Source organism: Variovorax raffinosi (assembly GCF_051216615.1).
Classification (GTDB): Bacteria; Pseudomonadota; Gammaproteobacteria; order Burkholderiales; family Burkholderiaceae_C; genus Variovorax.
This window is the reverse complement of record NZ_JBPJZR010000012.1, coordinates 217074-239341: the sequence shown is the minus strand read 5'-3', so window position 1 is coordinate 239341 and position 22268 is coordinate 217074. Positions and strand designations below refer to the sequence as shown.

Genomic DNA, 22268 nt, shown 5'->3' with positions numbered 1-22268 from the left:
CAATAACGGAGACAAGACAGATGACGACGAAATTCCTGCGCAAGCTCGCGGCCCTCTCTGGCGTGGCCTGCCTCGCATTCGGTGCCGTGGCGCCCGCCGCGCAAGCCGCCGGCAACGACTACCCGAACCATACGGTCGAGCTGATCGTTCCCTACCAGCCCGGCGGCGGCACCGACGCACTGGCCCGTGCTTTCGCCGACGCGAGCCGCAAGCACATGTCGGAAAGCATCGTCATCGTGAACCGCCCCGGCGCGGGCGGCGCCATCGGCTGGAACGAGGTGATCCATTCGCGGCCCGACGGCTACAAGCTCGCGGTGCTCACGGTCGAGCTGCTGACGCTGCCGCACCTGGGCCTGGCCAAGTTCAACTACGACGACTTCCAGCCGATCGCACAGCTCAACGCCGACCCGGCCGCCATCACGGTGAAGGCCGACTCGCCCTACAACACGATCGAGGAATTCCTGGTCGCAGCCAAGAAGAAGCCAGGCGAGATGGGCGTGGGCAACTCGGGCACCGGCTCGATCTGGCACCTGGCCGCCTCGGCGCTGGAAGACAAGACCGGCGCGAAGTTCAACCACATCCCGTTCCAGGGCGCGGGCCCTGCCGTGCTGGCGCTGCTCGGCGGCCACGTCGACGCGGTGGCCGTGAGCCCGGCGGAGGTGTCGACCTATGTGCAGGCCGGCAAGCTCAAGATGCTGATGGTGATGGCCGACAAGCGCCTGGCCGCTTTCGACAAGGTGCCCACCGCCAAGGAGCGCGGCATCGACATCTCGATCGGCACATGGCGCGGCCTCGGCGCGCCGAAGAACACGCCGCCCGACGTGATGGCCAAGCTGCGCGACATCGCCGCGAAGACCGCGAAGGAACCGCTGCTGCGCGAGGTGATGGACAAGCAGAACCTGGGCTACGCCTACACCGATGGCGCTGCATTCAAGGAAACGCTGGCCAAGGACAACGAGTACTTCAAGGCGCTGATCAACAAGCTCGGCATCAAGCCCTGAGCCGCACAGCCATGAAAGCGACCATCGCATCGCTGCTGTGGCTGGCGGCGGCCGGCCCGGCCTCGGCCGCAACCTGGGTCTACGTGTCGAACGCGGACAGCCAGGAGATCTCGGTGCTCGAGCTTGACCGCGCGCAGGGCGCGCTCAAGCCGGTGCAGACGCTGAATGTCGGCGGCACGGTGATGCCGATGGTGGTGAGCCACGACAAGCGCGTGCTGTACGCCGCGCTGCGCTCGCAGCCGTTTCGCGTGACCGCGCTGTCGATCGACGGCGCCAGCGGCAAGCTGCAGAAGCTCGGCGAGGCGCCGCTGGCCGACAGCATGGCGAACATCGATCTCGACGCAACCGGCAAGTGGCTCTTTGCGGCCTCCTATCAAGGCGGGAAGATCACGGTCAATGCGATCGGCAAGGACGGCGCTGTCGGCGCGATCCATCAGCTGATCCAGACCGCACCGAACGCGCACGCCATTCATGCGGATGCGGCCAACCGCTTCGTGCTCGCGAGCAGCCTTGGCGGCGACAACGTGTCGAGCTGGCGCTTCGACGCCGACAAGGGCCTGCTGTCGCCCAACGATCCGCCGCTGACCACCACGGCCGACAAGGCAGGGCCGCGCCACTTCGTCTGGGACAAGGCGCAGCGCCACGTCTATCTGCTGGACGAACTCGATGCGGCGCTGCATGTGTTCGCTTGGGATGCGACGCGCGGCACGCTGAAGCTCGAACAGAGCACGACCACGCTGCCGCCGGGCTTCACCGGCAAGCCCTGGGCGGCCGACCTGCACCTGACGCCCGACGGGCGCTACCTGTACGCATCGGAGCGCACGTCGAGCACGCTGTCGACGTTCAAGGTCGATGCGGCGACGGGGCGACTGCAGCCGCTGGGCCACACGCCGACCGAGAAAGGGCCGCGCGGCTTCGCGATCGATTCGAGCGGCCGCTACCTGATTGCCGCCGGGCAGGAGTCGAACGGCATTTCGCTGTACGCCATCGACACCGCGACAGGCGCGCTGGGCAAGCCGACGCACCTGGACGTGGGCAAGAACCCGAACTGGATCGAGATCGTCGACATGCCCTGAGGAGGCATGCCCCCCAACAACAAGGAGACAAGACCATGACCATGCAACGCCGCACACTGATTCGCACCGCCCTCGCCTCTTCGCTCGCCGCCGGTCTTCCGGCCTTCGCGCAGAGCAGCAACAACTGGCCGACGGGCAAGACCATCACCTACCTCGTGCCCTTTCCCGCGGGCGGCACCACGGACGTGCTGGGCCGGCTGATCGGGCAGAAGCTCGGCACCGTGCTGGGCACGACCGTGATCATCGACAACAAGGGCGGCGCGGGCGGCAGCGTGGGCTCGGAGGTGGGCGCACGCGCGGCGCCCGATGGCTTCACGCTGGTCGGCGGCACGATCAGCTCGCACGCGATCAACGTGAGCCTGTATCCGAAGATCGGCTACGACCCGATCAAGTCGTTCGCACCGGTCACGCTGATCGGCACCAACCCGGTGGTGCTGGTGGTGAACCAGGCCAGCCCCTACAAGACCTTGAAGGACGTGATGGCCGCGAGCAAGGCCAGGTCGGGCGGGCTTTCGTCGGCCTCGGCCGGCACGGGAACCTCGCAGCATCTGGCGCTGGAGTTGCTGGCCTACAAGTCGGGCGTGAAGTTCACGCACATTCCGTACAAGGGGAGCGGGCCGGCCATCCAGGACGTGATCGGCGGGCAGGTGGACATGATGTTCGACACCACGGTGGTGGCCGGCCCGCACATCCAGAGCGGCAAGCTGCGCGCCATTGCGGTCACATCGGCCAAGCGGCTGGCCTCGATGCCCGATGTGCCGACGGTGGCCGAATCAGGCGTGCCGGGACTGCAGGATTTCGAGGTGGTGTCGTGGCAGGCGATCTTCGTGCCCGCGGGAACGCCGGTGCCCGTCATCGACCGGCTGCACACCGAGATCCGCAAGATCCTCGCGACGCCGGACATGCAGGACAAGCTGAAGGGCTTCGGCATGGAGCCCACGGATTTCTCGACCGCGCAGATCGCGGCGTTCCAGAAGGCCGAAGTGGAGAAGTGGGCGCAGGTGATCAAGGCAGCAGGGATCAAGGCCGATTGAGCCAAAGGTTCCCGGCACGCCGGGCGCATCGCGCCCAAACCAAGGGAAGCTTCCTACGCCCCGCGCGGGAAGCCCTTTATAGAATGCCCCTCCGATCCGCATTCCAGGCCTTCCCCACGTGTCCGACCGCTCCGCAGTACTGCCCCAATACCTGTTCCCGAAACAGGCACTGACCAATTTCGCCGGCTGGGTTGCGGGCAAGGAACGGGGGGCTGTCACGACGTGGATCATCCGGCGCTTCGTGGCCAAGTACAGCGTGAACATGGGCGAAGCGCTCGAGTCGGACATCACGTACTACAAGAGCTTCAACCAGTTCTTCACGCGCGCGCTCAAGCCCGATGCAAGGCCGCTCGCGCAAGCCGACCTCATCTGCCCGGTCGATGGCGCGATCAGCCAGTTCGGCGCGATCCAGGGCGACCAGATCTTCCAGGCCAAGGGCCACAACTACACGACCACGGCGCTGGTCGGTGGCGACGCCGCGCTGGCCGCGAAGTTCGCGCACGGCAGCTTCGCCACGCTATACCTGAGCCCGAAGGACTACCACCGCATCCACATGCCCTGCGACGGGCGGCTGGTGCGCATGATCCATGTGCCCGGCGACCTGTTCTCGGTCAACCCGACCACGGCGCGCGGCGTGCCCGGGCTGTTCGCGCGCAACGAGCGCGTGGTGTGCGTCTTTGAATCGGCGCACGGCCCGTTCGTGCTGGTGCTGGTGGGCGCCACCATCGTCGGCAGCATGGCGACGGTGTGGCATGGCGTGGTGAATCCGCCGCGTGTTGGCGAACTGCGCGAATGGCGCTACGACGACCAGCAGATCGACATCCGCAAGGGCGACGAGATGGGCCGTTTCTTGCTCGGCTCCACGGTCGTCATGCTGTTCCCGGCGCCCGCGCTCGCCTTCAACCCCGACTGGTCGCCCACCCGCGCAATCCGCCTGGGCGAAGCCATGGCAAATTATTCGAATTTGTGAAGCTTTGTCTCACAACCCGCGTCCAGCATGCCCCCACAGCTATAAAACTAGTAGCATCATGATCCTTGCGCTATAGTCGCCGGCCAGCAAGGCGGTCCATAACCAAACACAAAAGCGCGCGACATCGGCCCTGTCCACCAGGCCGCTGGCCCGCCCAGCTTCGAGGAGATGATGTCGATGAGTACCAAGGAAAACGCAGCCGTCAGCCAGTTGCTCGCACTGCTCGAGGCCCGTTATGCGTTGCGCGTACTCTGGGCCCTGCGCGACGGCCATGCCCAAACCTTCCGGCTGCTGCAGGACAGCGTGGGCGGCATCACTCCCAACACGCTCAACACCCGCATCAAGGAGCTTCGCGAAGCCGGCATCGTGAGCCATGGCAGCGACGGCTACTGCCTCACGCTCAGCGGGCAGGACCTGCTCAAGCGGCTGTCCGACCTGCAGGCCTTTGCCGGCAAGTGGCAACTGGGCCAGGCCAAGAAAGCCGCGGCGCCCACGGCAACGCCGGCCGCTGCGCCGGTCGCCCCGGCCCCGGCTCCCGCACCGGCGGTTCCGCCCGTGCCACCCACCGACGACAGCAGCACCAGCTGACCGCCGACAGGCCGGCCCGGTCCGGCCTCGGTAAACTCCGCGCCTTCGATCCATTCTTCCCCTATCGACGCAAGGAGCGTTTCAAGATGCCTACCACCCCCTCCGGCCTGCAGTACGAAGACACCACCGTCGGCGACGGCGCCGAAGCCAAGGCTGGCCAGCACGTGCATGTGCACTACACCGGCTGGCTCTACAACGACGGCGTGCAAGGCGCCAAGTTCGATTCGAGCCGCGACCGCAACGACCCGTTCGCTTTCTCGCTGGGCGCCGGCCAGGTCATCAAGGGCTGGGACGAAGGCGTGGCCGGCATGAAGATCGGCGGCCAGCGCACGCTGATCATTCCCGCATCGCTGGGCTATGGCGCCCGCGGCGCCGGTGGCGTGATTCCCCCGAACGCCACCCTGAAGTTCGACGTCGAGCTGCTCGACGCACACTGAGCGCGTTTCGACGCCAAAACACGGCTTGAAGGCCCGGTTCCGGGCCTTTTTCATGCCTCTGCGGCCCTTTTGGCCGCATTTTTTCGCTTGAAAAGCCCTAGGCCAGCCCCAAGTGGCTGGCTATCGATTTGTTTCCCGGTCCACAGCCGGTTCTTTGAAAAATGTCTGACCCGCAACAATCCGCACAGAATTCGCAAATGCTGCAAGGCGAGCCCAGCCCCGAAGAACTGGAGGCTGCGCAAGCCGCCAATGAAGCCGACGCGTTGAACGCCCTGGCCGCTGCGCAAGCCGAACTTGCCGCGCTGCAAACCAAGAACACCGAGCTGGCCGATCAGTACCTGCGTGCCCAGGCCGACGTGCAGAACGCCCGCCGCCGCGCCGACGACGAGATCACCAAGGCCCGCAAGTTCGCTGTCGAAGCCTTCGCCGAGAGCCTGCTGCCGGTGACCGACAGCCTCGAAGCCGGCCTTGCCATCAAGGACGCCACGCCCGAGCAGATCCGCGAAGGCGCCGAAGCCACGCTGCGCCAGCTCAAGAGCGCGCTCGAACGCAACAAGGTGATCGAAGTGGCCCCGGCCCCCGGCACCAAGTTCGACCCGCACCAGCACCAGGCCATCTCGGTGGTGCCCGCCGAGCAGGAACCGAACACCGTGGTGAGCGTGCTCCAGAAGGGCTACACCATCAACGATCGCGTGCTGCGCCCTGCGCTGGTCACGGTCAGCGCGCCGAAGTAATCCATTCGGCACACAAGATTCCCACAGGAAATCCACGCTTCATCCCTTGAATCGCGCTGGGTTATCCACAAGTTCATAACAACATATTTTTCAGGCTTTCAGGAGTAAAGAACATGGCAAAGATCATCGGCATCGACCTCGGCACCACCAACTCGTGCGTGTCGATCATGGAAGGCAACACCACACGCGTGATCGAGAACTCGGAAGGTGCACGCACCACGCCGTCGATCGTCGCGTACCAGGAAGATGGTGAAGTCCTGGTCGGTGCTTCGGCCAAGCGCCAGGCCGTCACGAACCCCAAGAACACGCTGTACGCGATCAAGCGTTTGATCGGCCGCAAGTTCGAGGAAAAGGAAGTGCAAAAGGACATCGACCTGATGCCCTACACCATCGCCAAGGCCGACAACGGCGACGCATGGGTCGAAGTGCGCGGCAAGAAGATGGCCCCGCAACAGGTCAGCGCCGACATCCTGCGCAAGATGAAGAAGACCGCCGAAGACTACCTCGGCGAAACCGTGACCGAAGCCGTGATCACGGTGCCGGCCTACTTCAACGACGCACAGCGCCAAGCCACCAAGGACGCCGGCCGCATCGCGGGCCTGGACGTCAAACGCATCATCAACGAGCCCACCGCTGCGGCCCTGGCCTTCGGCCTGGACAAGCAGGACAAGGCCGATCGCAAGATCGCCGTGTATGACTTGGGCGGCGGTACCTTCGACGTGTCGATCATCGAGATCGCCGACGTCGACGGCGAGAAACAGTTCGAAGTGCTGTCGACCAACGGCGACACCTTCCTGGGCGGCGAAGACTTCGACCAGCGCATCATCGACTACATCATCGGCGAGTTCAAAAAGGACCAGGGCGTCGACCTGAGCAAGGACGTGCTCGCTCTGCAACGCCTGAAGGAAGCCGCTGAAAAGGCCAAGATCGAACTGTCGAACAGCGCGCAGACCGACATCAACCTGCCCTACATCACGGCCGATGCATCGGGTCCGAAGCACCTGAACATCAAGCTCACCCGCGCCAAGCTGGAAAGCCTGGTCGACGAGCTGGTCGAGCGCACCATCGCGCCTTGCCGCCTGGCCATCAAGGACGCCGGCATCAGCGTGAGTGACATCAACGACGTGATCCTGGTCGGCGGCATGACCCGCATGCCCAAGGTGCAGGAAAAGGTGAAGGCCTTCTTCGGCAAGGAACCGCGCAAGGACGTGAACCCCGACGAAGCCGTGGCCGTCGGCGCCGCCATTCAAGGGCAGGTGCTCTCGGGTGACCGCAAGGACGTGCTGCTGCTCGACGTGACCCCGCTGTCGCTCGGCATCGAGACCATGGGTGGCGTGATGACCAAGATGATCACTAAGAACACCACGATCCCGACGAAGTTCGCACAGACCTTCTCGACCGCCGAAGACAACCAGCCGGCCGTGACGATCAAGGTGTTCCAGGGCGAGCGAGACATCGCTTCGGGCAACAAGGCCCTGGGCGAGTTCAACCTCGAAGGCATTCCGCCGGCATCGCGCGGCACGCCGCAGATCGAAGTGAGCTTCGACATCGACGCCAACGGCATCCTGCACGTCGGCGCCAAGGACAAGGGCACCGGCAAGGAAAACAAGATCACCATCAAGGCGAACTCGGGCTTGAGCGAAGACGAGATCCAGAAGATGGTGAAGGACGCCGAGCTCAACGCCGAAGACGACAAGAAGAAGCTCGAGATCGTGCAAGCCCGCAACCAGGGCGAGGCCATGGTTCACAGCGTGAAGAAGTCGCTGGGCGAACACGGCGCGAGCCTCGAAGCCGCCGAGAAGGAAGCGATCGAAACCGCGATCAAGGACCTGGAAGAAGCCCTCAAGGGTGAAGACAAGACCGCGATCGAGGAAAAGACCAACACGCTGATGACCGCAAGCCAGAAGCTCGGCGAGAAGATGTATGCCGAATCGCAGGCTGCGGCCGGTGCCTCGGCCGCCAGCGGCCCGGCTGGCGCGGAAGCTGCTGCGCATGCACAGGCCGACGACAACGTGGTCGACGCCGAAGTCAAGGAAGTCAAGAAGGGCTGATCTTCAGTCCGATGAGCAAGGCTGGATCACCTGAAGGGGTGATCCAGCCTTTCTCGCTTCAACGTTACCCGAGTTCCCGCTGCTTCCAGATCGACCTGCCATGGCCACCAAACGCGACTATTACGAAACCCTCGGCGTCCCCAAGAACGCGAGCGAGGAAGAAATCAAGAAGGCTTATCGCAAGCTCGCGATGAAGCACCACCCTGACCGCAACCACGGCGACACCAGCAAGGACGCCGAGGCCAAGTTCAAGGAGGTGAAGGAAGCCTACGAAATGCTGTCGGACGGCCAGAAGCGCGCAGCCTACGACCAGTACGGCCATGCCGGTGTCGACCCCAACATGCGCGGCGGTCCGGGCGCGGAAGGCTTCGGCGGTTTCGCGGAAGCCTTCGGCGACATCTTCGGCGACGTGTTCGGCGGTGCCCGCGGCGGCCGCACCAGCAGCGGACGCCAGGTGTTCCGCGGCAGTGACCTGAGCTACGCGATGGAAGTCACGCTCGAAGAAGCGGCCGACGGCAAGGAAGCCCAGATCCGCATTCCGAGCTGGGACAACTGCGACACCTGCAAGGGCACGGGCGCCAAGCCCGGCACCAAGCCGATCACCTGCACCACCTGCCACGGTGCCGGCGCGGTGCAGATGCGCCAGGGTTTCTTCAGCGTGCAGCAGACCTGCCCGACCTGCCACGGCAGCGGCAAGATCGTTCCCGACCCGTGCACCGTGTGCCACGGCCAAGGCAAGATCAAGAACAACAAGACGCTCGAGGTGAAGATCCCGGCCGGCATCGACGACGGCATGCGCATTCGCAGCACCGGCAATGGCGAGCCAGGCACCAATGGCGGCCCGCCGGGCGACCTGTACATCGAGATTCGCCTGAAGAAGCACGAGTTGTTCGAACGCGATGGCGATGACCTGCATTGCGTGGTGCCGGTGAGCGTGACCACGGCCGCGCTCGGTGGCGAGATCAACGTGCCCACGCTCAAGGGCGCGGCGGCCATCGACATTCCCGACGGCACGCAAAGCGGCAAGCAGTTCCGCCTGCGCGGCAAGGGCATCAAGGGCGTGCGCTCGAGCTACCCTGGCGACCTGTACTGCCACGTGCGCGTCGAGACGCCGGTGAAGCTCACCGAGCATCAGCGCAAGCTGTTGAAGGAGCTCGACGAGTCGCTCAAGAAGGGTGGCGACAAGCACAGCCCGACCGACAAGAGCTGGTTCGACAAGGCGAAAGAGTTCTTCAGTTGAGGGTAGTGCCAGGCCAGTGGCTCACTGGCCTGGCGTCTCCGTGCGGCTTGCTCTTCGCAGGCCACGGAAGAAATCACGCGGATGCAATACGCACCAAGGGTGTGCAGGACCTGTTCAACGGCCTGAACCCCACCGCCATCCAGTTGCGGCGCGGGCATTTGGCCCATTTCTTCGCCTGCCACGTGAAGCCCGGCACCTGGCTTCAGGGCGACAAACCCTCACCTCGAACACCGGCTGCTTCACGGCCGCCTCTGAGGTGAAGCTCGTCCAAATGGTGCATGCCGGCCGCTGATCCGCCCCCCGGCACACGAAAGGTGCTGCTCGCACCTTCACGGAACACGCCGACCGGCGTCCGCGCTCCTTTCCCACATCAACTCGCGCAAGCGCCTCCTCAAAAAGTGGCGCGGGGATTGCTTTTATATTTTTTTTTGATGTGCAATAAACCAAACGGCAGATCACACGTTATTGAAGGGAGACGCCGGTTTTATTGAGCACAGGGGCTCAATAGGCGATGCTCTCCCGGAAAAACCGAAAAGCGACAGATGGCCGTTCGGCATAGGTGTTTTCACCCGGAGAGAATTAGAAAAGCGAGCTTTTGAATTTACCCGAAATTTGAATAGTAGTTCCGCTTTTTTCGAGGAACTTTACTTGTTGGTGTGGTTCTGATTTAAGAAATGATTTGCCGGGTTCAATCTTTGCTTTATGCTGATTGTTAGCAGATTGTTGTAAGGGAGTTTTCCACCGCATGCAGCGAGGGCGGGCACACCTTTTAAATGGCGCGCATTGCTTTTGCTGCAGGCTCCGGGGCCAAAAGCCCACTGACCTGATGGAGGCGTGACCATGGATGTGATCAGCAACTTTGCCGCCCGCTACGAGCGCACCCGCGAGGAAGTCATCTCGCTGCAGGACTACCTCGATATCTGCAAACGCGATGCCACGGCGTATGCCACCGCCTCCGAGCGCATGCTCAAGGCCATCGGCGAACCCGAGCTGGTCGATACGCGCAACGACCCCCGGCTTTCGCGCATCTTCGCCAACAAGGTCATCAAGATCTATCCGGCGTTCAAGGAGTTCTATGGCATGGAAGATGCCATCGAACAGGTGGTCTCCTATTTCCGCCATGCCGCGCAGGGACTGGAAGAAAAGAAGCAGATCCTCTACCTGCTGGGCCCCGTTGGCGGTGGCAAGAGTTCCATCGCCGAGCGCCTGAAGCAGCTCATGGAGCGTGTGCCCTTCTATGCCATCCAGGGCTCGCCGGTGAACGAATCGCCCCTGGGCCTGTTCGACACCGCCGAAGACGGCGAGATCCTTGAAAAGGAATACGGCATCCCGCAGCGCTACCTGAATCGGATTCTCTCGCCCTGGGCCGTCAAGCGGCTCGAGGAATACGGCGGCGACATCCGCCAGTTCAAGGTAGTCAAGCGCTACCCGTCGGTGCTGCGGCAGATCGCGGTGGCCAAGACCGAGCCCGGTGATGAGAACAACCAGGACATCTCCTCGCTGGTCGGCAAGGTCGACATCCGCAAGCTGGAGACCTATGCGCAGGACGACCCCGACGCCTACGCCTACTCCGGTGGCCTGTGCCTGGCCAACCAGGGGCTGCTGGAGTTCGTGGAAATGTTCAAGGCGCCCATCAAGGTGCTGCATCCGCTGCTCACGGCCACGCAGGAAAGCAACTTCAAGGGCACTGAAGGCTTCGGCGCCATTCCCTTCGATGGCATCGTGCTCGCGCACAGCAACGAGAGCGAGTGGAAGGCCTTCCGCAACAACAAGAACAACGAGGCTTTCCTCGACCGGATCTACATCGTCAAGGTGCCCTACTGCCTGCGCGCCTCGGAAGAAATCAAGATCTACGAGAAGCTGGTGCGCAACTCGTCGCTGGCCAAGGCGCCTTGCGCCCCCGGCACGCTGCGCATGATGGCCCAGCTCTCGGTGCTCACGCGCCTGAAGGAGCCCGAGAACTCCAGCACCTTCAGCAAGATGCAGGTGTACGACGGCGAGAGCCTGAAAGACACCGATCCCAAGGCCAAGTCGATCCAGGAGTACCGCGACTATGCGGGTGTCGACGAAGGCATGAGCGGGGTGTCGACACGCTTCGCCTTCAAGATCATCTCGAAGGTCTTCAACTTCGACAGCTCCGAAGTCGCCGCCAATCCGGTGCACCTGATGTACGTGCTCGAGCAGCAGATCGAACGCGAGCAGTTCGCGCCCGAGGTCGAGCAGAAGTACATCAGCTACATCAAGGAGCTGCTGGCACCGCGCTATGCCGAGTTCATCGGCAAGGAAATCCAGACCGCGTATCTGGAAAGCTACAGCGAGTACGGCCAGAACATCTTCGACCGCTACGTCACCTACGCCGACTACTGGATTCAAGACCAGGAATTCCGCGACGTGGACACCGGCGAAGTGTTCGACCGGGCCTCGCTCAACGGCGAACTCGAGAAGATCGAACGGCCCGCCGGCATCGGCAACCCGAAGGACTTCCGCAACGAGATCGTCAACTTCGTGCTGCGCGCACGGGCCGGCAACGCGGGGCGCAACCCGGCGTGGACCAGCTACGAAAAACTGCGCGCGGTGATCGAGAAGAAGATGTTCTCCAACACCGAAGAGCTTCTGCCGGTGATCAGCTTCAACACCAAGAGCAGCGCCGACGAACAGAAGAAGCACGAAGACTTCGTGACCCGCATGGTCGAGAAGGGCTATACGGCCAAGCAGGTTCGCCTGCTGTGCGAGTGGTACCTGCGGGTGCGCAAGAGTTCATAGCAAGCAACGGCACCTGAATCGTCCTCTTCTTTGCAAGGAGCTTAGACACCATCGTGGCCATCCTGCAGCAGATCATCGACCGCCGGCTATCGGGCAAGAACAAGTCCATTGGCAACCGTGAGCGCTTCCTGCGGCGCTACAAGGGGCAGATCCAGGAAGCGGTGAGGCGCGCCGTCAGTGGCCGCAATATCCGCGAACTGGAGCAAGGCGAAGACGTGACCCTGCCGCGCCACGATGTGTCCGAACCGGTGTTCGGGCATGCGCGTGGCGGCGACCGCGAGTATGTGCACCCCGGCAACCAGGAGTACCTGAAGGGCGATCGCATCAAGCGCCCCGAAGGCGGGGGCAGCGGCGGCTCGGGCAGCGGCGAGGCCAGCGACAGCGGCGAAGGCGAGGACGACTTCGTCTTCCGCCTCACGCGCGAAGAGTTCATGCGCGTGTTCTTCGACGACCTCGCGCTGCCCCACCTCATTCGCACCCAGATCGCCGACGTGCCCGAGTGGAAGAGCCACCGCGCCGGCTTCACGAGCGATGGCTCACCCAACAACTTGCACGTGGTGCGTTCGATGCGCGGGGCGCTGGCCCGCCGCATCGCGCTCGGCGGCGAACCGCGCAAGGAGCTCAAGCGGCTCGAAGCGCATCTCGAACACCTCAAGCAGCATCCGCAGGTGACATCGGCGCTGATCCAGAAAGAAATCCACGAGGTCGAGGAGCGCATCGCCGAGTTGCGCCGCACCATGCGGCACGTGCCCTACATCGATCCCATCGACCTGCGTTATCGCAACCGCGTGAAGACGCCGGTGCCCAGCGCCAAGTGCGTGATGTTCTGCCTGATGGACGTGTCGGGCTCGATGGACGAGGCGCGCAAGGACATGGCCAAGCGCTTCTTCATGCTGCTCTACATGTTCCTCACGCGGCACTACGAGACCATCGATCTCGTGTTCCTGCGCCACCACACGCAGGCGCAGGAAGTGACCGAAGAAGAGTTCTTCCACGCCACCGAAACCGGCGGCACGGTGGTGTCGAGCGCATTGGTGCTGATGGACGAGATCATCAAGGCGCGCTACCCCAGCGGCGAATGGAACGTCTACGGCGCACAGGCCAGCGACGGCGACAACTGGCACCAGGACAGTGGCCGCTGCCGCGAACTGCTGGTCGACAACATCCTGCCGGTGGTGCGCTACTACGCCTACGTGCAGGTGGCCGAGACCGAGCAGAACCTGTGGCAGGAATACCAGCAGCTCGAAGGCGTGCAGCCCAACTTTGCGATGCGCAAGGTATCGGACGCACAAGACATCTATCCGGTCTTTCGTGACCTGTTCAAGAAGGAAGGGGTCAACTCATGAACACCGACCGCCCTTCGTCCGATCGTGTCCTGGAGCGCTTGCCCAGTCCCTCCGACTGGACCTTCGAGCTGATCGAGACCTACCACACCGAGATCGCCAAGACGGCCAAGAGCTTCGGGCTCGACGTGTACCCCAACCAGCTCGAAGTGATCACGGCCGAGCAGATGATGGACGCCTACGCCAGCGTGGGCATGCCGATGATCTACCGCCACTGGTCGTACGGCAAACAGTTCATCACCACGGAGAAGAACTACAAGCGCGGCCACATGGGCCTGGCGTACGAGATCGTCATCAACTCCGATCCCTGCATCGCCTACCTGATGGAAGAGAACACCATGGCCATGCAGGCCTTGGTGATTGCGCATGCGGCCTATGGCCACAACAGTTTCTTCAAGGGCAACTACCTGTTCCGCATGTGGACCGATGCGTCCTCGATCATCGATTACCTCGTCTATGCGCGGCACTACATTGCCGAATGCGAGGAGCGCCACGGCGTCGATTCGGTCGAAGAACTGCTCGACTCCTGCCATGCGCTGATGAACTACGGCGTCGACCGCTATCGCCGCCCGCAGAAGCGCTCGCTGGCGCAAGAAAGCGTGCAGCGCGCGGACCGCGAGCGTCACATGCAGCAGCAGGTGAACGACCTGTGGCGCACGTTGCCACGGCGCGCCGAGCAGGCGGCCGACTCCGACGCCACGCGGCGCTTTCCATCAGAGCCGCAAGAGAACCTGCTCTACTTCATCGAGAAGAACGCCGCGTTGCTCGAACCTTGGCAACGCGAGGTGGTGCGCATCGTGCGCAAGATCGCGCAGTACTTCTACCCGCAGCGCCAGACGCAGGTCATGAACGAAGGCTGGGCGACCTTCTGGCACTACACGCTGCTCAACACCATGTACGACCGTGGCCAACTCGCCGACGGCTTCATGATGGAATGGCTCAGCTCGCACACGGGCGTGATCTTCCAGCCACCGGTGGGCCATCGTGCATACAGCGGCATCAACCCCTATGCACTCGGCTTCGCGATGATGACCGACCTGCGGCGCGTGTGCGAGAAGCCGACCGCCGAGGACCGCCGCTGGTTCCCCGACTTCGCGGGCACCGACTGGGTCAAGACGCTCGACTACGCGATGCGCAACTTCAAGGACGAGAGTTTCATCGGCCAGTTCCTGAGTCCGAAGACGATGCGTGATTTCCGGCTGTTCTCGATTCGCGATCATCAGAGCGAGTCCGAACTCGAGGTGTCGGCCATTCACGATGACAGCGGCTATCAGGCGTTGCGCGAATCGCTGTCACGGCAGTACGACATCAGCAGCCGCGAACCCGACATCCAGGTGTGGAACGTCGCCACGCGCGGCGACCGTTCGCTGACATTGCGGCATACGCAGCGCAACAACCTGCCGTTGCATGACGGTGCGGAAGAAGTGCTGAAGCACGTCGCCCGGCTCTGGGGGTTCGACGTGCACCTCGAAAGCATCGACAGTGCGGGGCGCATCAGCCGCAGTTGGAAGGCTGCGGCGCCGAAGCAGCTCTACTGAAATTTGGGGCTGCCGCTGTTCAGGGCGACACTCACGCCGACACGGTGCTCTTTTTCGCGAATGTCCCCCGCTTCGCTCCTCCTTTATTTCGCGAAAAAGAGCCCCGTATCGGCGCGAGCGTTGGACAGAGCAGTCGTTGATCGCGGAATCACCAGCAGCGTGCCCCCTGTGCGAATGACACCAGGTGCTCCCCGCAGCGAAATAAAGGAGGAGCGAAGCGGGGGACATTCGCGGAGGGGAGCACCTGGTGTCATTCGCACGCGCCCTGAATGAACCCGTACCCGAACCACCTGACACGCAGCGCGAAAGCCCCTGAAACAAGCCTAGGGAACCAGCGCCGCAATAGCCAGCGTATAGCCCTTCACCCCCAGCCCCACGATGATCCCCCGCGCCGCGGGCGAGATGTAGGAGTGATGGCGAAACTCTTCGCGCGCATGCACGTTCGAGATGTGCAGCTCGATCACCGGCACGCTCGCGCCCTTGATCGCATCGTGCAACGCAATCGACGTGTGGGTGTAGGCGCCGGGGTTCATGACCACGCCCAGCATGTTGCCGGCCGCCACTTCGCGGCCCGCTTCCTGGATCCAGTCGATCAGCACACCTTCGTGGTTCGACTGGCGGCACTCGATCTCGACGCCGTGCTTGGCGCCCGTGTCCTTGCACAGGCGTTCGACATCGGCCAGCGTGTCGCGACCGTATTGCTCTGGCTCTCGCGTGCCGAGCAGGTTGAGGTTGGGGCCGTTGAGGACGAGTATTTTCTTCATGATGAGTAAAGGCCTGAAGGCAACTGGCAAACGCTGCCGATTATGGTCTCGCGCCGGTCTTGCGGCGCTTCGTTGTCGATGATCCGACGTAGTAGTTGTACGAGTCGATGTCCACCACGCAACGCGCCATCAGGTCGACGAAATCGCGCAGCTTCTGGCCCATGTAGCGCTGCCGCTGGTAGGCGCAGTAGATGCGGCGCGGCTCGGGTTGCCACTGCGGCAGCACCGGCATCAGCACGCCCTGCTCCACCTCGGGCCGCACAAAGAACGCCGGCAGCAGCGCAATGCCCAGGCCATCGATGCAAAAGGTCTTCATGACCCAGTGGTCGTTGGTCTCGAAGGCGGGCTCGGGGCGGAAAGCGAAGCTCGACGCCCCCGACACCAGCAGCACCTGCGACAACCCCGACGGCGCCTTCATCACGATCGACTGGTGCCGTGCCAGTTCATCCGGCGCCTGCGGCGTGCCGTGGCGCGCGAGGTATTGCGGGCTCGCGTAGAGCCCGTAGTTCAACTTGCCCAGCAACTTGGCCACGAGGTTCGGCGCATCGGGCGGCTCCGAACACACATAGCAATCGACATCGCCGACCTGCGGCGCGTGAAAGCCGTTCGCCACGTCGAGCTGGCAGCGCACATTCGGATGTGACTCCAGGAACAGCTTGACCACGTGGCAGACGAAGGAGGTGCTGAACTGCGTGTCCGACAGCAGCGAGAGGCTGCCCGACACGCCGGTCGTCAGCTCGTGGATTTCGGTGCTGGCCGCTTCGAGCCGGCCCGTCACTTCGTCGAGCAGCCCTTCGCAGCGCGCGAAATACGCACGGCCGGCTTCGGTCAACGTGATGCGGCGCGGGCTGCGCATCAGCAGTTGTGCACCCAGCAGCTTTTCCAGTCGCGTGAGCTGCCGGCTCAAGGTGGCCTTGGACACGCCCGAGAGGCTTTCGGCCTTTGTGAGACTGCCGCCCTTCGCGACCAGCACGAAGGCCTCGACCAATGCGAGATCGATGCGGCTCATGCCAGTTGCTCCCCGGTGCGATCGCTTGATCCACGACACGTGAAACTGGTCGAGGTGCCGTTTTTGAACGCCGTTGTTCGGGGCGAGTGCGAATGACACCGGGTGCTCCCCTCCGCGAATGTCCCCCGCTTCGCTCCTCCTTCATTTCGCTGCGGGGAGCACCTGGTGTCATTCGCACATGGGCACGCTGCTGGTGATCGCCGATCAACCAGTGCTCTGAGCGCTCGCGCCGATACGGGGCTCTTTTTCGCGAAATAAAGGAGGAGCGAAGCGGGGGACATTCGCGAAAAAGAGCACCGTGTCGGCGTGAGCGTCGCCCTGAACTGAACGAACAGCAGCGCCAAGAACGCACGCCAGACACAACGCGACAAACAAAACAGCAAGGCGTCATTTCATCCAGCGTTTCAGGAATGAAAAGTTGCGTCTCTTCATGTGGCTTTCATCGGTGCGGCAGACGCGGTACGGTAGGCGGCATGGCCGGGGTGGCGTCAATGCTATGCCATCACCGGCGCCGAGCCTCACGCCCCCGCGCCCCACGCACCATGAACACAAGCAACACCGCCCCCTGGCATCCCGTGGCACGGTCGGCCGACCTGCGCCCCGGCGCCAACATCGTCGCCGGCTTTGCCGAAGGACAGGAACTCGCCCTCTGGCGCTCGGCCGACGGCACCGCGCAAGCCTGGGAGAACCGCTGCCCGCACCGCAGCGTGCGCTTCACGCTCGGCCAGGTGATCGAGAACCGGCTGGCCTGCGCCTACCACGGCTGGCAGTACGCGGCCGGCAGCGGGCAATGCACGAGCATCCCGGCGCACCCGGCCATGCAGGCGCCGCGCAACGTCTGCGCGAAGACGTTCAACGTGGCCGAGGCTTCGGGAATGCTGTGGGTTCACCTGTCGCCCGAGACGCACATTGCGCCAGCGGAACTGGCTGATGCCGTCCCCACCGGCTGGAGCTTCTGCCGCACGCTGACCGTGCGCGCCCCCGCCGGCATAGTGCGCGAAATGCTGGCCCGGCGCGGCCTGGCCGCCGATGGAGCGTCGGGTGCATGGCGCGGCCAACTCAACGACGTGAGCACCGTCGCCCTCGTCCTCGACGCCCAGCCCCACCTCGCCTTTGTTCATTTCTGGAGCGATGCAAATCCCGCCTCGGATGCAATGGCGGCCCTGCACACCGCCGTCCGCCGCCTGCGCAGCGAGATCGAAGCCCTTCCCAAAGGTTGAAAGAAGAAACCATGCCCTTCGTCACCGACGACCCCAACATGCGCGACGACTGGCTGGTCGTCGGACCGGCCACGACCGAAGTGCGCACCACCCGCCTGCTCGGCGAAACGGTGCGGCTCTGGATCGATGCCGACGGCACACCTCAATGCCGCATGGGCGACCAGCCGCTCGCGGTGCAATCCCGCTACGGCTACCTCTGGGTCTGCCCCAGCGGCCAGCCCGCGCGCCCGCTGTTCGACTTCCCCGAATACAGCGAGCCCGGCCGCCGCACCATCGACTGCGGCGGCATCGGCGTCGCGGTGTCGGGCCTGCGGGTGATCGAGAACTTCCTGGACATGGCGCACTTCCCCTTCGTGCACGCCGACTATCTCGGCAAGGTACCGCACACCGAGGTGGCGCAATACCAGGTGCAGGTCGAGCCCACCACCGGCGAAATCTGGGCCACCGACTGCCGCTTCTGGCAGCCGCGCGCCTCGGCCGCGCACGATTCGGGCAGCGAGGTGCTCTACAAGTACCGCGTGATGCAGCCCTTCTCGGCCATGCTCTACAAGTCGAGCTTTCGCGCGGGCGAACTCGATGCCATCGGGCTCTTCCTGCAGCCCATCGACGATGAGCACGTGATCGCCCACACGATCCTCGCCTGCTACGACGACGACTCCACCGACGCCGAACTCATCGCTTTCCAGCACACGATCTTCGGGCAGGACAAGCCGATCCTGGAGAACCACGCCTTCAAGCGCATGCCGCTCGAAGGCCGCGCCGAGACGCCCACGCGCGGCGACACCTCGTCCGTCACCTACCGCCGCTGGTTGCGCGAGCGCGGCATGCGCTTCGGCGTGAGGGCCGCCGCATGACCACAACACTGAAGCTCTACGACTACCCGCTCTCGGGCAACTGCTTCAAGGTGCGGCAAATGCTGGCGTGGCTCGGCGTCGCCCATGAAACCGTCCCGGTCGATTTCTACCCCGGACGCGAGCACAAGTCGGCCGCCTTCCTGGCGAACGTCAACCCGCTCGGCCAGCTCCCGGTGATCGACGACGGCGGTTTCCTGCTACGCGATGCGCAAGCCATCCTGGTCTACCTGGCGAGCCGCCACGACGCGCGGGGCCACTGGTATCCCGACGATCCGAAGCTGCGCGGCCAGATCGCGATGTGGCTCGCCACCGCCGACGACATCACCCGCACCGCCTCGGCCGCGCGGCTGCACGATGCGCTCGGCTATCACCATCTCGACATCGACGCCTGCCGCACCGGCGCGCGCGCCGTGTTCCGCGTGCTCGACGACCACCTCGCCGAACAGGCCAGCATGGGCCTGCGCTGGCTGGCCTCGGCACCCAAGCCGACGATTGCCGACCTGGCCTGCTTTCCGTATGTCGCGCTGGCTGGCGAAGGCGGCATTTCGCTGGACGAATTTCCGGCCCTGCGAAACTGGGGCTGGGATTTCCGACACCTGTCCGGGTTCATTGGCATGTCGGGTATCTTCCCTGCCGGCCCCGCCTGAGTATCCTTGGGCCTTCGCGCCTCTTTCTCTCCCTCTTTTCCCCGAACCCGCCATGAAAACCAAAGCCGCCGTCGCCTGGAAATCCGGAGCCCCGCTCACCATTGAAACCGTCGATCTCGACGGCCCCCGTTTCGGCGAAGTGCTGGTCGAGATCAAGGCCACCGGCATCTGCCACACCGACTACTACACGCTCTCGGGCGCCGACCCCGAAGGCATCTTCCCCGCGATCCTGGGCCACGAAGGCGCGGGCATCGTGGTCGACGTCGGCCCCGGCGTCACCACGCTCAAGAAGGGCGACCACGTCATTCCGCTGTACACGCCCGAGTGCCGCCAGTGCAAGTTCTGCCTGAGCCGCAAGACCAACCTGTGCCAATTGATCCGCGGCACGCAGGGCAAGGGACAGATGCCCGACGGCACCTCGCGCTTCAGCCTCGACGGCCAGCCGATCGCCCACTACATGGGCACGTCGACCTTCAGCAACTACACGGTCGCGCCCGAAATCTCGCTCGCCAAGATCCGTGAAGACGCACCCTTCGACAAGGTCTGCTACATCGGCTGCGGCGTCACCACCGGCATCGGCGCGGTGATCTTCACGGCCAAGGTGGAAGCCGGCGCCAACGTGGTCGTGTTCGGCCTCGGCGGCATCGGCCTGAACGTGATCCAGGGCGCCAAGATGGTGGGCGCCGACAAGATCATCGGTGTCGACCTGAACCCCGAGCGCGAAGCCATGGCGCGCAAGTTCGGCATGACGCACTTCATCAACCCGACGAACACCGAGAACGTGGTCGATGCCATCGTGCAGCTGACCGACGGCGGCGCCGACTACAGCTTCGAGTGCATCGGCAACACCAAGGTGATGCGCCAGGCGCTCGAATGCACGCACAAGGGCTGGGGCCGCAGCATCATCATCGGCGTGGCCGAGGCGGGTGCGGAAATCAGCACGCGGCCGTTCCAGTTGGTCACCGGCCGCAAGTGGGAAGGCTCTGCCTTCGGCGGCGCACGTGGCCGCACCGACGTGCCGAAAATCGTGGACTGGTACATGGAAGGCAAGATCAACATCGACGACCTGATCACGCACACCATGCCGCTGGAAGACATCAACAAGGGCTTCGACCTGATGAAGCGCGGCGAATCCATTCGCGGCGTGGTCCTCTACTAAGACTGACGGGAGGCGCCCGCCATGAACCGCATGGAACCCTTGCGCAAGATCGAGGCGGGCGTCCTCGAAATCGCGTACTTCGAGACCGGGCCCGCCGACGGCCCACCCGTGCTGCTGATGCACGGCTTTCCGTACGACATCCACACCTACGCCGAAGTGGCGCCGATGCTCGCGGCGCAAGGCTGCCGCGTGATCGTGCCGTACCTGCGCGGCTATGGCACCACGCGCTTTCTGAGCGACGCCACGCCGCGTTCGGGCGAACAGGCCGCGCTGGGCGCCGACCTGCTCGCGCTGCTCGATGCGCTGAAGATCGAACACGCGGTGCTGGCCGGCTACGACTGGGGCGGGCGCGCTGCCTGCGTGGTGGCTGCGTTGTGGCCCGAACGCTGCGCGGGGCTGGTGTCCTTCAACAGCTACAACATCCAGAACATCGCCCAGGCGATGGAGCCGGATGCGCCGGCCAAGGAGCACAGCCTCTGGTACCAGTACTACTTTCACAGCGAACGCGGCCGCGCCGGGCTCGCGAAAGACCGCAAGGCGTTCACCAAGCTGCTGTGGAAGCTGTGGTCGCCCACGTGGAGGTTCGACGACGCCACCTTTGAGCGCAGCGCCGCCGCCTTCGACCATCCTGATTTCGTGGACGTGGTGATCCAGTCGTACCGCCATCGCTTCGGCCTCGTGCCCGGCGACCCGGCCTATGCGGACATCGAGCGCCGCCTCGCGGCCGAACCCGCGATCACCGTGCCCACCATCACCTTCGACGGCATCGACGACGGCGTGCGACCGCCGACCGCCGGCCGAGGCCTCGGCCCACGCGCACCGCTTCAGCGGACCGCGCTCGCACCGGCTCGTGCCGGGCGTGGGCCACAACATGCCGCAGGAAGCGCCGCGCACCTTTGCCGACGCCGTGCTCGAACTGGTGCCCGCACTGCACAACCCATCCCGATGACCGACACCACCCTCAAGACCCTTTCCGAGCACCACGCCTTCGGCGGCGTGCAGAGCTTTCACGAGCACCGCTCGCACGAGATCGGGCTGCCGATGCGCTTCTCGGTCTACCTGCCGCCGCAGGCCGCGCACGAGCGCGTGCCCGCCCTGCTCTACCTTGCGGGCCTGACCTGCAACGAGGAAACCTTCGCGACCAAGGCCAGCGCGCAGCGCATGGCCGCGAGCCTGGGCCTTGCGCTGATCGCGCCCGACACCAGCCCGCGCGGCGCCGAGCCCGAAAGCCTGCCGGGCGCAAAAGACAACTGGGACTTCGGCATCGGCGCCGGCTTCTACCTCGACGCGACCGCCGAGCCCTGGTCCACCCACTGGCGCATGGAAAGCTGGATCGTCCATGAGCTGCTGCCGCTGGTGGCACAGCACTTCGCCATCGACGGCCAGCGCCTGGGCATCTTCGGCCACTCGATGGGCGGCCACGGCGCGCTCACGCTCGCCATGCGGCACCCGGGGCGCTTCAAGTCGCTGTCGGCCTTCGCGCCGATCTGCGCGCCCACGCAATGCCCGTGGGGCAAGAAAGCGTTCAGCGGCTACCTGGGCGCGCCCGGTGACGACCGTGCCCAGTGGCTGGCGCACGACGCCAGCGCGCTGATGCAGTCGCAGACTGTCGCGCCGTATCCCCACGGCATCCTGATCGACCAGGGCCTCGCCGACAAATTCCTGGCCGAGCAACTGCATCCCGAAGTGTTCGAGGCGGCCTGCTTCGCGGCCGGCCAGCCGCTCACGCTGCGCCGCCATGCGGGCTACGACCACGGCTACTACTTCATCCAGAGCTTCATGGCCGACCACATTGCGCATCACGCGCAAACATTGCACGGCTGATCGACCGCGGCGGGTG

Annotated in this window: 19 protein-coding genes and 1 pseudogene; 18 read left to right on the top strand and 2 right to left on the bottom strand. The window is 64.3% G+C overall.

The features are described from left to right. Positions 1 to 20: 20 nt before the first annotated feature. From ACSFB7_RS29890 to ACSFB7_RS29835, 12 genes are all read left to right on the top strand, one after another. Complete coding sequence (locus tag ACSFB7_RS29890) at positions 21 to 1001, top strand: tripartite tricarboxylate transporter substrate binding protein (protein ID WP_435475943.1); 981 nt, start codon at positions 21 to 23, stop codon at positions 999 to 1001. An 11-nt stretch (positions 1002 to 1012) separates the two neighbouring features. Continuing rightward, positions 1013 to 2077, top strand: a complete 1065-nt coding sequence (locus tag ACSFB7_RS29885) for a lactonase family protein (RefSeq protein WP_435475942.1) — start codon at positions 1013 to 1015, stop codon at positions 2075 to 2077. Positions 2078 to 2118: 41 nt separating this feature from the next. Beyond that, positions 2119 to 3111 (top strand): Bug family tripartite tricarboxylate transporter substrate binding protein, encoded by a 993-nt coding sequence (locus tag ACSFB7_RS29880; RefSeq protein ID WP_435475975.1) that lies wholly within the window; start codon positions 2119 to 2121, stop codon positions 3109 to 3111. A gap of 118 nt (positions 3112 to 3229) precedes the next feature. After that, the gene (gene asd / locus ACSFB7_RS29875; RefSeq protein ID WP_435475941.1) at positions 3230 to 4081 is read left to right on the top strand and encodes an archaetidylserine decarboxylase; all 852 of its coding nucleotides are present in this window, start codon (positions 3230 to 3232) and stop codon (positions 4079 to 4081) included. A gap of 177 nt (positions 4082 to 4258) precedes the next feature. Next, positions 4259 to 4669, top strand: a complete 411-nt coding sequence (locus ACSFB7_RS29870) for a winged helix-turn-helix transcriptional regulator (RefSeq protein WP_435475940.1) — start codon at positions 4259 to 4261, stop codon at positions 4667 to 4669. Between the two features lie 86 nt (positions 4670 to 4755). Next, positions 4756 to 5106 (top strand): FKBP-type peptidyl-prolyl cis-trans isomerase, encoded by a 351-nt coding sequence (locus ACSFB7_RS29865; protein ID WP_187108811.1) that lies wholly within the window; start codon positions 4756 to 4758, stop codon positions 5104 to 5106. Between the two features lie 161 nt (positions 5107 to 5267). Next, positions 5268 to 5840: a nucleotide exchange factor GrpE gene (gene grpE, locus ACSFB7_RS29860; RefSeq protein ID WP_435475939.1), complete on the top strand. Its 573-nt coding sequence runs from the start codon at positions 5268 to 5270 to the stop codon at positions 5838 to 5840. A 113-nt stretch (positions 5841 to 5953) separates the two neighbouring features. Next, positions 5954 to 7891 (top strand): molecular chaperone DnaK, encoded by a 1938-nt coding sequence (gene dnaK / locus ACSFB7_RS29855; RefSeq protein WP_435475938.1) that lies wholly within the window; start codon positions 5954 to 5956, stop codon positions 7889 to 7891. A gap of 100 nt (positions 7892 to 7991) precedes the next feature. Continuing rightward, entirely contained in the window at positions 7992 to 9131 is a 1140-nt protein-coding gene (gene dnaJ, locus ACSFB7_RS29850) for a molecular chaperone DnaJ (RefSeq protein ID WP_435475937.1), read from the top strand. 840 nt (positions 9132 to 9971) lie between these two features. Continuing rightward, positions 9972 to 11894, top strand: coding sequence for a PrkA family serine protein kinase (locus tag ACSFB7_RS29845; RefSeq protein WP_435475936.1), 1923 nt, complete (start codon positions 9972 to 9974; stop codon positions 11892 to 11894). 53 nt (positions 11895 to 11947) lie between these two features. Continuing rightward, positions 11948 to 13240, top strand: a complete 1293-nt coding sequence (locus ACSFB7_RS29840) for a YeaH/YhbH family protein (RefSeq protein ID WP_435475935.1) — start codon at positions 11948 to 11950, stop codon at positions 13238 to 13240. Continuing rightward, positions 13237 to 14775, top strand: a complete 1539-nt coding sequence (locus ACSFB7_RS29835; protein ID WP_435475934.1) for a SpoVR family protein — start codon at positions 13237 to 13239, stop codon at positions 14773 to 14775. Before ACSFB7_RS29840 ends, ACSFB7_RS29835 begins: the two co-directional genes overlap by 4 nt. Positions 14776 to 15098: 323 nt before the next feature. Here ACSFB7_RS29835 and aroQ read toward each other — a convergent pair whose 3' ends face one another. Then, entirely contained in the window at positions 15099 to 15539 is a 441-nt protein-coding gene (gene aroQ / locus ACSFB7_RS29830; protein ID WP_124466475.1) for a type II 3-dehydroquinate dehydratase, read from the bottom strand. A gap of 40 nt (positions 15540 to 15579) precedes the next feature. Next, the gene (locus ACSFB7_RS29825; RefSeq protein ID WP_435475933.1) at positions 15580 to 16548 is read right to left on the bottom strand and encodes a LysR family transcriptional regulator; all 969 of its coding nucleotides are present in this window, start codon (positions 16546 to 16548) and stop codon (positions 15580 to 15582) included. 542 nt (positions 16549 to 17090) lie between these two features. On the opposite strand from ACSFB7_RS29825, the gene ACSFB7_RS29820 reads away from it, so the two are divergent. The 6 genes and pseudogenes from ACSFB7_RS29820 to fghA all read left to right on the top strand — a co-directional run bounded on the left by ACSFB7_RS29820 (position 17091) and on the right by fghA (position 22252). Beyond that, a complete protein-coding gene (locus ACSFB7_RS29820) occupies positions 17091 to 17768 on the top strand; it encodes a Rieske 2Fe-2S domain-containing protein (RefSeq protein ID WP_435475932.1) in 678 nt (225 codons plus the stop codon). 11 nt (positions 17769 to 17779) lie between these two features. Beyond that, entirely contained in the window at positions 17780 to 18622 is an 843-nt protein-coding gene (locus ACSFB7_RS29815; RefSeq protein WP_435475931.1) for an aromatic ring-hydroxylating dioxygenase subunit alpha, read from the top strand. Continuing rightward, positions 18619 to 19269 (top strand): glutathione S-transferase family protein, encoded by a 651-nt coding sequence (locus tag ACSFB7_RS29810; protein WP_435475930.1) that lies wholly within the window; start codon positions 18619 to 18621, stop codon positions 19267 to 19269. Before ACSFB7_RS29815 ends, ACSFB7_RS29810 begins: the two co-directional genes overlap by 4 nt. 52 nt (positions 19270 to 19321) lie before the next feature. After that, complete coding sequence (locus ACSFB7_RS29805; protein WP_435475929.1) at positions 19322 to 20428, top strand: S-(hydroxymethyl)glutathione dehydrogenase/class III alcohol dehydrogenase; 1107 nt, start codon at positions 19322 to 19324, stop codon at positions 20426 to 20428. A 21-nt stretch (positions 20429 to 20449) separates the two neighbouring features. Then, a pseudogene (locus ACSFB7_RS29800) lies at positions 20450 to 20875 on the top strand (alpha/beta fold hydrolase); the annotation flags it as partial. Between the two features lie 498 nt (positions 20876 to 21373). Then, positions 21374 to 22252: an S-formylglutathione hydrolase gene (fghA, locus tag ACSFB7_RS29795; RefSeq protein ID WP_435475974.1), complete on the top strand. Its 879-nt coding sequence runs from the start codon at positions 21374 to 21376 to the stop codon at positions 22250 to 22252. Positions 22253 to 22268 lie beyond the last annotated feature (16 nt).